The sequence below is a fragment of the Hathewaya massiliensis genome (assembly GCF_902143515.1).
Classification (GTDB): domain Bacteria; phylum Bacillota; class Clostridia; order Clostridiales; family Clostridiaceae; genus Hathewaya; species Hathewaya massiliensis.
Genome location: NZ_CABFVD010000002.1, coordinates 1 through 14,666, shown reverse-complemented (window position 1 = coordinate 14,666; position 14,666 = coordinate 1). Strand labels below are relative to the sequence as shown.

At 28.8% G+C, this 14,666-nt stretch carries 11 protein-coding genes, 1 tRNA gene, 1 rRNA gene and 1 riboswitch; of the genes, 2 read left to right on the top strand and 11 right to left on the bottom strand.

Annotation, left to right across the window (positions count from 1 at the left end):
- Positions 1-117: 117 nt before the first annotated feature.
- Positions 118-801: an ABC transporter ATP-binding protein gene (locus FNZ64_RS05275; protein ID WP_142413818.1), complete on the top strand. Its 684-nt coding sequence runs from the start codon at positions 118-120 to the stop codon at positions 799-801.
- Positions 791-2,179, top strand: coding sequence for an ABC transporter permease (locus FNZ64_RS05270; RefSeq protein ID WP_185903686.1), 1,389 nt, complete (start codon positions 791-793; stop codon positions 2,177-2,179). The genes FNZ64_RS05275 and FNZ64_RS05270 overlap by 11 nt, the downstream gene beginning before the upstream one ends.
- Before the next feature lie 181 nt (positions 2,180-2,360).
- On the opposite strand, the gene FNZ64_RS05265 is transcribed toward FNZ64_RS05270, so the two are convergent.
- From FNZ64_RS05265 to rrf, 11 genes are all read right to left on the bottom strand, one after another.
- Positions 2,361-3,791: a carbon starvation CstA family protein gene (locus tag FNZ64_RS05265; RefSeq protein ID WP_142413816.1), complete on the bottom strand. Its 1,431-nt coding sequence runs from the start codon at positions 3,789-3,791 to the stop codon at positions 2,361-2,363.
- 155 nt (positions 3,792-3,946) lie between these two features.
- Positions 3,947-4,864, bottom strand: a complete 918-nt coding sequence (locus FNZ64_RS05260) for a LytR/AlgR family response regulator transcription factor (RefSeq protein ID WP_142413815.1) — start codon at positions 4,862-4,864, stop codon at positions 3,947-3,949.
- Positions 4,865-4,891: 27 nt separating this feature from the next.
- Positions 4,892-6,550 (bottom strand): LytS/YhcK type 5TM receptor domain-containing protein, encoded by a 1,659-nt coding sequence (locus FNZ64_RS05255; protein WP_142413814.1) that lies wholly within the window; start codon positions 6,548-6,550, stop codon positions 4,892-4,894.
- Between the two features lie 329 nt (positions 6,551-6,879).
- Positions 6,880-7,317, bottom strand: coding sequence for a hypothetical protein (locus FNZ64_RS05250; protein ID WP_142413813.1), 438 nt, complete (start codon positions 7,315-7,317; stop codon positions 6,880-6,882).
- 227 nt (positions 7,318-7,544) lie between these two features.
- Positions 7,545-8,288 carry a trimeric intracellular cation channel family protein gene (locus tag FNZ64_RS05245; RefSeq protein ID WP_142413812.1) on the bottom strand — a complete coding sequence of 248 codons (744 nt, stop codon included), beginning with the start codon at positions 8,286-8,288 and terminating at the stop codon, positions 7,545-7,547.
- Between the two features lie 290 nt (positions 8,289-8,578).
- Positions 8,579-8,675: riboswitch (glycine riboswitch) on the bottom strand.
- 347 nt (positions 8,676-9,022) lie between these two features.
- Positions 9,023-10,210, bottom strand: a complete 1,188-nt coding sequence (locus FNZ64_RS05240) for a mechanosensitive ion channel family protein (RefSeq protein WP_142413811.1) — start codon at positions 10,208-10,210, stop codon at positions 9,023-9,025.
- Between the two features lie 74 nt (positions 10,211-10,284).
- Positions 10,285-11,139 carry a DMT family transporter gene (locus FNZ64_RS05235; protein WP_142413810.1) on the bottom strand — a complete coding sequence of 285 codons (855 nt, stop codon included), beginning with the start codon at positions 11,137-11,139 and terminating at the stop codon, positions 10,285-10,287.
- 423 nt (positions 11,140-11,562) lie between these two features.
- Positions 11,563-13,146 (bottom strand): putative ABC exporter domain-containing protein, encoded by a 1,584-nt coding sequence (locus FNZ64_RS05230; protein WP_142413809.1) that lies wholly within the window; start codon positions 13,144-13,146, stop codon positions 11,563-11,565.
- An 11-nt stretch (positions 13,147-13,157) separates the two neighbouring features.
- Complete coding sequence (locus tag FNZ64_RS05225) at positions 13,158-14,054, bottom strand: ABC transporter ATP-binding protein (protein ID WP_142413808.1); 897 nt, start codon at positions 14,052-14,054, stop codon at positions 13,158-13,160.
- A 406-nt stretch (positions 14,055-14,460) separates the two neighbouring features.
- Positions 14,461-14,536 (bottom strand) — tRNA-Lys (locus FNZ64_RS05220).
- A gap of 5 nt (positions 14,537-14,541) precedes the next feature.
- Positions 14,542-14,658, bottom strand: a 5S ribosomal RNA gene (gene rrf, locus FNZ64_RS05215).
- Positions 14,659-14,666 lie beyond the last annotated feature (8 nt).

The following is a 14,666-nucleotide window of genomic DNA, read 5'->3' as shown; positions in this document are numbered from 1 at the left end:
ACAAATCTTCGATTTGGTAGGAATCGCTTTCACAGAGTGCGATGGAAGTATTAGAGCAGATAGTCATGGGATAAATTAATTATACTTATTAAATTAACTTAAATATGGAGGGGAAAAATGATAGAAATAAAAGGTGTTAGCAGAATATACAAAATGGGCAAAGAGTCACTCTCTGTCTTAAATAATGTAAATCTCACAATTAATAAAGGTGAGTTTGTAGCCATAGTAGGGCCTTCTGGTTCAGGTAAATCAACTTTAATGAATCTTATTGGCTGCCTAGATAAGCCTTCTTGTGGAACTATTAGTATTAATGGTGAAAATATTAGTACCTTTAAAGATAATAAAATGTCTAAGTTTAGAAATAAGGAAATAGGCTTTGTATTCCAAAGTTTTAACCTAGAATCTACCCTAACAGCTCTTGAAAACGTTATGCTTCCACTAATGTTTGCAGGTATTAGTACAAAGGAAAGAAAAAAACTTGCAACAGAAGCTTTAAATGCTGTTGGTCTTGGAGATAGGCTTAACCATAAACCTACTGAAATGTCTGGAGGTCAACGTCAAAGAGTTAGTATTGCAAGAGCTTTAGTAAATAAGCCTAATATAATTTTAGCAGATGAGCCTACTGGAAACTTAGATACTAAAACTGGTCATACCATAATGAACCTTCTCGGGGATTTAAACAAGCAAGGTTATACTATTATAATGGTAACTCATAACCCTGAAGATGCAGCTAAAGCAAAGAGAATTATAAAAATCAGAGATGGTGTCATTGAAGGGGAGGAGATTAACCATGAAATTTAGTGATTATATAAAAAATGCATTCTTAAATTTAAAACGAAGAAAATTTAGAACCTTTTTAACTGCCTTTGCTATCTCCATAGGAACTATGCTAATTGTTCTTATTATGGGACTTGGTATTGGTACTGAAAAATATGTTATAGAAAATGTAAAAAAGAGTGTACCAATGCCTTTAACAGAAATTCAAGTTATGTCCTATAATAACTTGCCTTACAAAACTGATGCTGATAAAAATCTAAAAAAGACTATTGAAGAAAAAGATATAGAAAAAATTAAGGCTATGCCTGAAGTAAAAGATGTAAGTGTTTCTGTAAATACATTAGCTCAAGATATTGAAATAGATGGCAAAAAGTTAAGTTCTTCAAAGAAAAAAGATAACTCTAAAAAAGATTCTGAGAAGACTTTAATGTCTTTTAATAGTAACGAGAATCCTAATGGAATAGCTATCTTAGGTGTTAATACAAAGTATACAATCTTTTCAGATGCACAAATAGAAAAAGCAAGACTTAAAAAAGATAAAAAAGATTTAAATCCTATAAAATACGGTGAAAATATAAGTAATAAAAATGAAATATTAATACATGAAAAAACCTTAGAAACTTTAGGCTTTAAAGATTTTAAATCTCTTTTAGGAAAGGAAGTTAAATTAACTATTTCCCTACCTAAAATACCTGGTTATAAAACCCCTGATCCTATTTATAAAACCTATAAAATAAAAGGTATAATAAATAAGGATTTTGAAGATACTCCTTATGCATTATGTGAAATAAATGAAGCTGGAGAAATGTTAAATTATTTAAATGGAAATAAAGATTACTTTAAAAATAATGGCCCTCTACTTTCTATAAACACTAAAGATATGAATAAAGTAGACGAAGTTTCTAAGAAAGTTGAAGGTATGAAATTTAAAACTGAAAGTATACAAGGTGCTATAAAGCAAATTAAAACTGGTTTTGCCATAATTGAAGGATTGCTTTTAATTGGTGCTATTATAGTAATTTTTGTTGCTGCCATTGGAGTTATAAATACCATGACTATGTCCATCTACGAGAGAACAAGATCCATAGGTATAATGAAAGCCTTAGGTGCTTCAAAGAAAAACATTCTTGGATTATTTGTAACAGAATCTGCTGCACTAGGCTTCTTAGGAGGACTTATAGGTATAATATTATCACTAATTAACTCTAAAATATTATTAGTATTTTTAAATGCCTATATTAAAAAACAAGGTGTAACTGAAACTGTAAATATATTCTCAACACCTATTTGGCTTATATTAAGTTGTATTGGTTTTTCTATGCTAATTTCTATAATTGCTGGTCTAATCCCATCCTTTAGAGCTTCAAAATTAGACCCTATAGAATCTTTAAAATATGAATAAATAAGTATTTCCTAAAGATACCTTAAACCTAATCCAATAAAATAAAATAAAAAAATAAAGTAAAATAAAAAGACACTTAAAATGCACAATACTTTCCGCATTCTAAGTGTCTTTTTTATTTATATAAACGTACTACTTTTTTTATAAAGCTTTCTTAATCATTTTTATCTAATACAACCTTTTATAAAACTTTGCTAGCTGTTTCCTTACTTTCTTTTTTCTTAGCTGCTACTAAGAATATAGCAAGTGAAATTACTGCACATAATATTCCTACTGGGTAACCTATTTTTGTGCTAATTTTAAATCCTTCTGGAGCTATTAATATATAAGTTGATGCAACAGCTGTCATAAAAGTAGCTGGTATTGTAGCCATCCAATGAAATTGCCCTTTTATAGCCAGATACATAGCAGCTGTCCATAAAACTATAGTAGCTAAAGTTTGGTTTGACCAAGCAAAATATCTCCAAATTATATTAAAATCAACCTTTGTTAAAACAAAAGCTACTAAAAATAATGGAATACTGATAACTAATCTATTTTTAATCTTCTCTTGCTTAAAATTTAAAAAGTCTGCAATTGTAAGTCTAGCACTTCTAAATGCTGTATCTCCTGAAGTTACAGGACATGCAACAACACCTAGTATAGCCATAACCCCTCCTACTTTTCCAAGAAGAGAAGTTGAGATTGTATTAACCACCCATGCTTGTCCTCCATGTGCAGCCATTTGTTTTTGTAATTCTCCAGTGCTACCAAAGAAAGCCATAGCAGCTGCTGCCCATATTAAAGCAACTATACCTTCAGCTATCATTGAACCATAGAATACAAATCTTCCTTGCTTTTCATTAGTAATACATCTTGCCATAAGTGGTGATTGAGTTGAGTGGAATCCAGAAATAGCACCACAAGCAATTGTTATAAACATAAGTGGCCATATTGGTAATCCCTTTGGATGTAAGTTTGTTAGAGTAATCTCAGGAATCTTATATCCTTTAAGTATAATACCTCCACTTACACCAACTGCCATTAATAAAAGACAAACACCGAATATAGGATAAATTTTACCTATAAGCTTGTCTATAGGTAGCATAGTAGCTAATAAATAATATATAAATATAGCATATATCCAAAAAGTTTTATCTAGTGCCTTTGGAGTTATACTCTCTAAAAGCCCTGCAGGCCCTGTTATAAATACAACTCCTAAAAGAACTAATAATACAATTGAGAATGCTCTCATAAATTGTCTAAAACCATTTCCTAGGTAATTACCTACTATTTCAGGTATACTAGCTCCATCATGTCTTAGAGAAAGCATTCCTGAAAAATAGTCATGAACACCACCTGCAAATATAGATCCTAAAACTATCCATAAAAATGCAGCAGGTCCCCATAAAGCTCCAGCAATAGCACCAAATATAGGTCCTAGCCCTGCAATGTTTAAAAATTGAATTAGGAATATCTTCCAAATAGGCATTGGAACAAAGTCTACACCATCTTCTAACCTAACAGCTGGTGTTTCCTTAGTTTCATCTGCCCCAAAGAATTTTTCTACTATAGAGCCATATATAAAATATCCAACAATAAGTGCAATTAAAGATAAGAAAAATGAAATCATTAATTTTACCTCCCGTTTACTGTAATTTCATAATATTTTCATAATTCATTATACAATTAAATGGACAGACTGTTTTCAATTGAGCATGAAATAACAAAAAAAGCACATGAAGTGCTTTTATATTTACGTGAATGTCTATTATATTAATTATAATATTAAATCCCCATAAGTGCTTTAAATTCACTTGTGTTGTTTCTGCTTACAGGAATTACCTCTTCTCTATTTTTAACTTTTATTTGATAAGTACTGTTAAACCAAGGTATTATTTCAACTATTTTATCTATATTAACTATGTAAGATCTATGACTTTTAAAGAAAGAATCCTGTGGTAACCTCTTATAAAACTCTGAAATGCTATTATTAAAAATGTAGACCTCTTCTTCTGTATACACTAAGGTTTCTCTCTCTCTAGCCTCACAAAAGCATATATCCTCTACATCTATAACCACCATTTTATTGCCTTTTAATAAGGTAATTCTGTTAGTAGCTACTTTTAAATTTTTTAATTGTTCTGATTTATCTAGCTTTTGTAGTTTCTCAAACTTTTCTAGTCGTTCTAGTTCTCCTAACTTATCTAGTTTATTTAGTTTTTCTAATTTCTCTAATCCCCCTAACTCTCCTAGTCTTTCTAATTCCTCTAACTTACTTAATTTTTCTAGTATCTCTAAGTTCTCTATATTTTGTAATTCGTTCACCTTTTCCAATTTTTTATTATGTTCTCTCTTCTTTAGTTTATTTAAGGTTCTTAGTATTCTCTCTTCTGAAAAAGGTTTTAATATATAGTCAAAAGCTTCTACTTCAAAGGCCTCTACTGCATACTCTTTATACGCTGTAATAAATACTATAATAATCTCATGTTCCCTCTTACTTAAAACTCTACTTAAAGTAACACCATCTAATTTAGGCATATTTATATCTAAAAATACAATATCAGGTTTATTATTTTCTATATATTCAAGTGCTTTTACTGAATCATCAAACTCATTTACAACCTTAATATTACTAAAATTCTTAATAAAATATTTAAGTTCTTCTCTTGCAGGATACTCATCATCTACAATAATGCAATCCATCTATATCACCACCTGAATGTAAAAATTCTAAACTTCAAAACTAATCCTTGTTCCTCTTTGTAATTTTTCTATAAATAAGCCCTTGCCGTATATGTTTAAAAGTCTTTGATGCACATTTAATAAGCCTATTTTATTTTCTAATAGCTCCCCAGCATAAACCTTATTTATAATCTCTTCAGAAATCCCTATACCATCATCCTCTATAATCACTTTAACCTTATTATCTTTTACTTTATTTACCCGAATAATTACAGTTCCATGTCCCTTTCCTTCCAAAATTCCATGCTTAATAGAATTCTCAACTAAAGGTTGAATTAGGAGACTAGGTATTTTTTTATCTATTCCATCATCTACATCATATATCACATTTAACTTCTGGTCAAACCTAGCCTTTTCTATATCTACATAAGCCTTAACCTGCTCTAACTCCCTATAAATATCCACTGGGTTTTCTCCAATATCCAAGTTATATCTTAAATAAGTAGAAAGATCAATTATAAGCTCCCTTGCCCTACTTGGATTTATCCTTACAAAAGAAGTTATGGTATTTAAAGCATTAAATAAAAAATGAGGATTAATTTGAGCTTGAAGTGCTTTTATCTCCGCCTTACTTGCCATGATTCTTAATTTTTCAAGCTTACTTATTTCAAATTGTGTAGATATTATCTGTGAAAGCCCTATAGCCAAATTTTTAGTTCTCATGGTTACAGCATCTTCACGAGTATAGTATATCTTTAAAGTTCCTATGATTTCATCCCTTTCCCTTAGAGGGACAATAATTGCAGACCTTAATGGACATCCTTTGAAGGAACATTCTATACAACCTTTATCTGAAATTGTTTTAATCTTTCCATCTTTAATTACCTGTTTTGTGGCATTAGTTATTATTTCTCTTCCCTTTATATGATGATCTTCACCCTTTCCAACATGAGCTAAAATGTACTCTCTATCCGTAATAGCCACAGCATCAGCCCCTACAGAATCCTTTATTATAGTACATATTTTTTCTAAAGAATCACCGTCTATATCCCTAAAATAAGGTAAAGTTTTATTTGCTATTTCCAAGGCAATCTGTGCCTCATTAGCAGCAATATCTTCCTCTTCCCTTAATATATTTTGAACTAAAATAATTAGAAGTGCAATTCCCAAAGCATTAGCCAAACTCATTGGAAGATATATACTTTTTACAATTTCCTTAGCCACATTAAAAGGTTTTGTTATTAATAATATAAGAAGCATTTCCATACTCTCTAATATGATTCCAAAAATAAATCCATAAACCCACTTTAACTCTTTTTTCTCAATATTATATAACCTAGAACTTATAATCCCTGCTAATACAGTAGCAATAGCACATGGAACAGCCGTATCATTACCAAAATGCACAAAATACCTATGAACTCCCGCTATAATCCCAGATACCACCCCTACAAAAGGACCACACAAAATTCCCCCTGTAACTATGCTTATTATCCTAGTATTAGCTATAGCACCATTTACCTCTGTGCCAACATATGTACCTAATATACCAAAAGCACCAAAAATCACAGATAATAAAATTAAATCAAGCTTTCTATAATTAGCCCTTCTAGCAATTTTCTTAAAACTAGACATCCTCGTTACAATAAAAACAATTACTATAATATATCCTAAATTATTAATTAATCGCTGCAAAAGATAGCCCATAAGAATTCACCTACTTTTACGATTTGTGTTTTATTCTAATTATGTGTTATTTTAATTATACCACTTGAAAAGTATCTTTATGAAATCTCTCTACAACTTATATTGTGCTATTTTTATATAATTAACCACAATATTCATGTTCCTCATTACATTTCCTTTAAGGCGTGAAACTTATTAAAAAAATAAATCCTATGATAAACCTTTTGTTAATCATAGGATTCATAACCTTATTCGAACTTTATTATTAACTATACTATTAAACTTACTCTAAATTATATTTTTCTCTTATATAAAATTAACTCTTCAATGCTATTGAAAAAACGTATACTTTACTTTGTTAAACCATACTTCAATCTCATATTCTCAATTTTATCATCATCTATATTTATACTAGAAGTATATCTTGTAAAGTTATCACCCTTGTACACTATCATTTTATTATATCCAAAAGAAAATCCACCAATATCTTTATTTGACTTATATAAAGTAACAGATAATATAAAACCAGCTCTTCTTTCTTGATCTTGATCTTTAGTTAATTTTGCTCCATCAAAATTCTTAATAAACACTTCTATCTTTTCCTTCCCAACTATATCTGATTTCTTTCCTGTAGTGCCACAGCTTATTGTTACTTTATCTACCTTCTTAAAATCTACTCCTAATGCCTTTTCTAAATCACTTCTTGAAGAATTCTGCTGAACTTTCACCGCTATAAAAATGCCTATTATAGCTAAAATTGAAATAAAAATAATTACTTTCTTTTTCATAGCATCTCCCCCAAACATTTATAAATTTCATTTTTAATGAAATTCTTCAACTCCCTTCCCCACTCCTCTTTAAAAATAATATTAAATAAAATTAAGAATATTCTCTCTTTAGATAAATTATACCATGGATATTTTAGTAATAGAACCTTATTATTCATTAACCTTTTTTATTTAAAATTAAAAACTTAGTAACCATTTACGCTACTAAGTTTTTAACTTGTCCAAATTTATAAACTTATATTATATTTATCTGAATTAAATATAGGAAGATTTAATTTAAGTTTAATTGATAGAAGCCTTAATCCTACTGTTAATATAGCACATATATAAAGAGAATTTATTGAAGAATTTCCATAGTAATTGCATAAGTATAAAACCACTGCCCCTAAAATTGAAGCTACTGCATATATATCTTTTTTAAATACCATAGGTGTATCTTGCACAAAAGTATCTCTTAAAATTCCTCCTCCTACTCCTGTTATAAGCCCCATGCAAGCAACTAAAAACATGTTGCTACTTTTATGATAATATGCAAGGTTTGCCCCAACAGCTGTAAAAGCTCCAAGTCCAATAGCATCAAATAAAACTATTACATTTTTTAAAATTCTCATTTGATCATATTTAGTGATTATATTTAAAAGTTGTTCTTTAGTCATATATTTATTATTTTTTATATCCTCTTGAGTTAATGTTCTCTTTTTACCTTCTTCATACCTATTTATAAATACGGGATATAAGTAAAATGTAGCTATGGAAGATACTATGCTAATAATGCAATATGTTGGCTTTCTAAAGGTAGTTGGTGGAAAGTTTCCTAGAATCATATCTCTAAAAATTCCCCCTCCTACTGCTGTTATAATCCCTAAAAATGTTATACCAAAGAGATCAAGTTTCTTCTGCATACCAACCAAAGCACCAGATATAGCAAAAGCTATTGTACCTATAATTTCGAAAATGTTTAATATTAACAAAAAAACCCCTCCTTTAATGCCTTTAAATTTAATTTTTAATTTATGTCTTCCCTTTAGGACAAGGAGATTTACAATAATAGAATTTATGATTATACTTAGTTTTTGAAGCTAAAAGACTGATGGTTAGCCAAGATTTACAATAACAGAACATAGCATCATACCTTATATGATATGTGTAGTGATATCATTGAGCTCTTCTTTCTAGAGTAAATTTTCACATATAGCACAGATATACTCATATAAAAAGGCACATAAAAAGAGGGCAAAAAGCATATAGTCCACCTCTGCGCTTTTTACCCCCTGTCCTTTTATCTGAAAGATTCCTTATTGTATTCAATAAGTTGCTTCTTGGATGCTCTAAAATAGAGACTCTCCAGGGACGTGTCCAGTTATTGTACTTAACCTGAAAGCTTCAATAGAATCCTAAAGCAAAATTCTATCTTTCTCCTACGGTTATTCTAAATTAACTCCCTTTAGAATACTGCTTGGAAACTTGATATCTCCAAGAACACTTCTCCATCCTAAACTCAACTTCTTTAGAATATCTCCAATAACTATCATTCACCTATATTAATTTTTCTACCATGTATAATTTACATTAACTTAAGTAATAAATCAAGTATTATAAGAGTTTTTTATTGTTAATTTTCTTTAATATATTTTTTTAATAAATCTTCTTAATTAAAAAGCAATTTAAGCTTTTATACCATAACTCCCCACTGTACCACTACCATCTAACTTATATCCTTATTAGCAATTTCCTCCATAAGTACGTCTTCTTCTATAATATCCTTACTTTTAACAGAAGAATCTATATGAATTGTGTTAGTTGGATAAGGTATTTCTATGCCTTCTTCACCTAATATATCTAAAATATTAAGATTTATTTCTTCTCTAACTTCTGAAAAAGTTTTTAAATCCGTAACATTAGTATAAAAATACACGCCTATATCCAAACTAAAGGCACCAACCTTCTCTAAGTTCACCATAACATCTTCTTTAACAACCTTCTTATGACTCTCTATCATATACTTAATTCTTTCCATAGCTTTTTCAATTTTAGCCCTAGAAGTTTCATAACTTATACTAATAGTAAAGGTACATTTTCTTTTATTTCTTCTTGTAAAATTAATAATAGGTTTATTAGCTACCTCTGAATTTGGTACTATAACCACTTCTTGAGTAAAGGTTCTTATTTTTGTACTTCTAAATGAAATATCCTCAACTACACCCTCTATGGTTCCTGTTAATATGGAATCTCCTATATTAAATGGTTTTTCTAAAATCAAAATAAATCCTGCTATTATATTAGATGCTGCATCCTTAGCTGCAAGAGAAATAGCTAATCCTCCAAGTCCTAGACCTGTTATAAACATTTGAATATTTATATTCCATTCAGATAAAATTATAGTAGCAGCAAGAGCTATAATTATAAATTTTAAGCATTTAGATATAAAAGGAAATAAAATTTTATCCCCGTTTAAACCAAACTTTTCTTTAATATTATCTGGCAAAACAGAAACCTCTTCACTTAAGTTATAAAATCCTGAAGAAACTAAAACTACAAAAATACTTCTAAACATCCTTGTAATAAAAGTCATATCAGAAAAATAATTTATTCCTAAAACTCTTAAAGCAAAAAAAGTGCCAAATAATATAAATAAGCCGTTTATAGGTTTTTCAAAGGCAGTAACTATCTTAAAACTAGAAAAAACTTTTATCCTCCTAAGTAATCTTTTAAATAGTGAAAATACGTATTTTGTAAATACCTTTCTTAACAATAAAAATACAAGAAATATAGCTATAGAAAAAACAAATCTTTTTATATTTTCATAATCATTTTTAGTGAAAAATCCTAAAAACTTTTTAAAATCCCCTAAAATATTAAAGGTACTTGAAATCAATAGTTGTGAAAAGCTCAATCTGGCCCTCTCCTCTCCCTCATTAAATTATAAACAGATACGTAAAATTTATAAATGTATAAACCTCTCACATACTATTTTAATATTAAACCACATAGTATGGCAACCACTCCTATAAAAGCAATTATGGTAACTTTTTCCCCTAAGAAGAAATAAGCAAATATTAAAGTAAACACAGGATTTAAATTATTATATAAGGACACATCAGTACTACTCTCACTTTTGCTAATAGCCCAAGTCCAAAGAAAATTAGCTATAAACATAGCAATAACTCCTGAATAAATAAGACTTAAAAAAAGTTTAAAATTAATAGCTTTAATATTAACCCTAAAGCCCGATATAAAAAGCATTACTAAGGCAGTTATACTTATAGCAAAAGTAGTAATTTGACTTGGAGGGTATTTTTTCATAAGTTCCTTAGAAAAAACTGTGTAAATCGCATAACCTAAGGCGCTAAATAATACAATTAAGCCTCCTAAAATGCTCTTTTTAGAAAAGTTAATATTTCCCGGGGAAAATATAACTAAGATTATGCCAATAAATGATATTAAAATAGCTGTCATAGATCTCCTATTAATTTTTTCAATTCCAAAAAAATGATTTATTATAGAAACTAAAATAGGTAAACTCCCCATTATAATAGCTGTATTTCCAGCTGTAGTCATACTTATTCCTATGCCGTACAAAAATTGAAAATTGAAAAACCCTATTATAGATATAAATAAAATCCCTTTAATATCCTTCTTTTCTACAGAAATATAATCCCTTTTAAAAAATAGAAATATCCAAGAGAAAACTGCTCCAAATAATATTCTAAGTAAAGTATATTCATTTGGAGTAACCACTCCTAAACTCCCCTTTATAACAATAGGCTTTATGCCCCAAATCATACTAACTAATATTAAAATAAACTGAATATAGTATTTCATAACAAAATTACCTCTCTCTAATTAACTAATATATAATTGGCATACATTGGACTTTAAAACCTTTTTCTTATATATATCTTCTAATTAATATATCACTTTAATATATCACTGACTCAATTCAAGTTTATATACTCTACTAGTTAGTATCTGAAATTAAAATCTGGTTATGCATATATACTTTATATTTCTATTTCACTGCTACTGAAAACATGCACAAATGTACATATATACAGTTGCTTGATTATGCAAGTTCGTATGTTTTTGCATTTTTAAAAATAATACCTGCTTTAATATCTTAAAAATTTAAGCATTAAAACAGGTATTAACTAACCATATACATAAAATTTATCCCCTGATTATCCGCTCTAATTCTTTAAAGTGGAGAAAAGAACGGCTACATTCCCGGATAACAATTTTAATTTTTTATTTTTCAATTGTACTAAATAATTTATCGCTTATAAAAATCATAATAAGGTTTAATAAAATAAAACTTAAAAATATCAGTAAAAAGCTTAAATTACTCTCACCAAATAAAAAGCTTATACCCGCAACAGGTATACCTAAAATTAAAACCATTACTATAGCTCCAATTCCCTTTAAAATTGACTCAGATGTTTTTATATCTAAGGGAGTAAAAATTGCAAAAATGTTATTAACAGAAAGAATAAATAATCCTACTAAAGGAATAGATACATGATAAAGTAGCAATTGTGCTCTATTAATACTATTTAAAAAATAACATGGCAATATTAAAATAATCATAGGTATACTTCTTAAAATTAAATCGTATATTCCTATATATATAAGCTTTTTATATATCTTATCAGGAATCAAAGTAAAATACATCTTAGACAGTTCATATTTTAAATTATCCCTAGAATTATAAGAAAAATTCATAAAAAGATACCCTATTCCAAATAAAATAGACCAAATGATTTTACTTTGAAAACTTTTCATAGTTGCAAAAACTACAAAGGTGGTAGACAAAATAAGCCCTATTATAGATGCTATAACAACACGTTTATGAGCATTATTTCTTTTATTAAAAATATAAGCTTTATACAAAAAAGCTCCTGACCCATTTATCTTAGTTAAAAAATTCTCCTTATAACTTACTATTTTAGCATCCTTTTTTATAGATTCCTCCATAGCAATATTATCCACATCTTTAAGCTTAGCAGAAACCTCTTCCATACCACTTACTGCTTCTCCAATTTCTCCATAATAATCTACAGCATAAGTAATAGCAAAGAACATGATAAGCGATACTAAAATTGCCATAATGCCAAAATCAATAAACAGTAGACCTGTACTCTTAATAGGATAAACTATAAATTTTGTTAATTGCCAAAGCCCTAAAACTTTAAATGGCTCACTCTTAATTATTAAACTATATAAACCATAGCCTAAAGATATAATTAAATATATAATAGTAAAAATTCTAATTTGCTTTCTACATTGAATCCTAGTTCTTAAAGAAAATATTAAAAAGTTAAATCCTTTTATAAATAAATACACCAATATAAAACCTAGAGCCCCTAAGAAAATCTTATAAGGCATTACCTTTGTTGTATAAATAAAAAATATCCCAATCATTATATATTGAAAGAAAAATTTTAAAGCTTCTTTAATAAGGTAAAATAAAAATACAGAACGCTCTCCAATAGAACTAGGAAATAAATAATGAACATCATGACTGCTAAAAATAAAAGAAGAATACGTATTTTCAGATTTAAACAAGTTATATAAAAAAATTATAAGCAATATACTCATTACTATATAATCTAGAGCAACATAGTCCTTGCCAATATACCCCAAAAACTTACCAATCTCACTATTATCTTTGAAAATCACAATCATAGCTATATACATAGAGAAAAATAATATGTTACCTGCAGTACTCATAAATTCCTTTATTGCAGATAAGGGATTACTAAGTAAATATCTTTTATATGATTTAAAATGTAAAAATTCTATTCCTATTAAGTTTTTAAAATCATTAATCATACATATCCCCCTTATTTCCTCTCACTCTCTTTGCCTTCATCTCTATTTATTCTATATTCATCTTCCTCATTTATATTCTCTTTAGTGTATTTTTCAATATTATTCTTATTTTCTCCATCTATATTATTATAATTACCTTCGTACTTGCTCTCAATGTCATTCCCTATATTTTTCTTATCCTGTATAGCTTTTCCTTCCTCTCTAGTAGTTACATCAATAAATATATCTTCAAGCTTCATGGTGCTGTCTTCAATACTACCTCTTAACTTGTCCATAGAACCTTCAAAGATAAGTTTACCATTCTTCATAATTATAATATTATCCCCTAACTCCTCTACAGTACCTAGCATATGAGTACTAATTAAAACACTTTTACCATTATCCCTTAAGATTTTTAAAGCTTGCTTAAACTCTTTAATTCCAAGAGGATCAAGCCCAACAAAAGGTTCATCAATTAAAAATATATCTGGTTCATGTAAAAGTGCCATAGAAATGGAAAGCTTTTGTTTCATTCCCTTAGATAAGCTTTTTCCTATTTCATTTCTCTTATCAAATATATTAAACATGGATAAAATCTCTTTTGCTCTCCCCTCCCAGTCCTTTAACCCATAAGCTAGAGAAATAAACTTCATTCCCTCCCAAACAGTTAAATAAGGATATATATCAGGAGTTTCTGGAATATAAGCAACCTTTCCCTTCTTCTCCTTAATGTCATTTTCATCAATTAAAACTGTCCCACTATTCTTTTTAATTAATCCTAAGATACATTTAATAGTAGTAGTCTTTCCTGCTCCATTCGGTCCTGCTAAAATAGTAATCTTCCCTTCCTCTAGGGTAAAACTTAAATTATCAACAGCAAGGGTTTTACTATACTTTTTCGAAAGATTTTTTACCTTTAAAATACTCATATTTAAGGCCCCCTAATAATAAAATATCCCACCACTTACTGAAGTTTGAGTGATGGTTTTTTAATAAAAATAAACATCAACCTCCTAATATAAGGGTTATGTTGATATAAAAATTATATTGACATAAGTATTATGCAGTTCTATATTATACAGTATATCAAACTATTTAAGAAATTCAATACAGTTTCCCTTATGTTTACCTTAAATATATAACTGAAAACGTAGAATTAAAAAATCTTTTATACCATCAGAGGTTACCATTATAACTTATAATATATACCTGAAAACGCCATAATTAAACATTGTAACCTTAATATTATGAGTAAAAATAATATAATTAAGTAATTGTGATAAAAGTTTAAAAAACAAAAAATAAAAAAGCACCTTACCTATGTAAGATGCTTTTTGGTGATCTACCGGGGAATCGAACCCCGGACACCATGATTAAAAGTCATGTGCTCTACCGACTGAGCTAGTAGATCATATTACCTGGCGACGTCTTACTCTCCCACAGGGCTTCCCCTGCAGTACCATCAGCGCTATAAAGCTTAACTTGCCTGTTCGGTATGGGAAGGAGTGTTACCTTTACGCCATTGCCACCAGATGCTGATT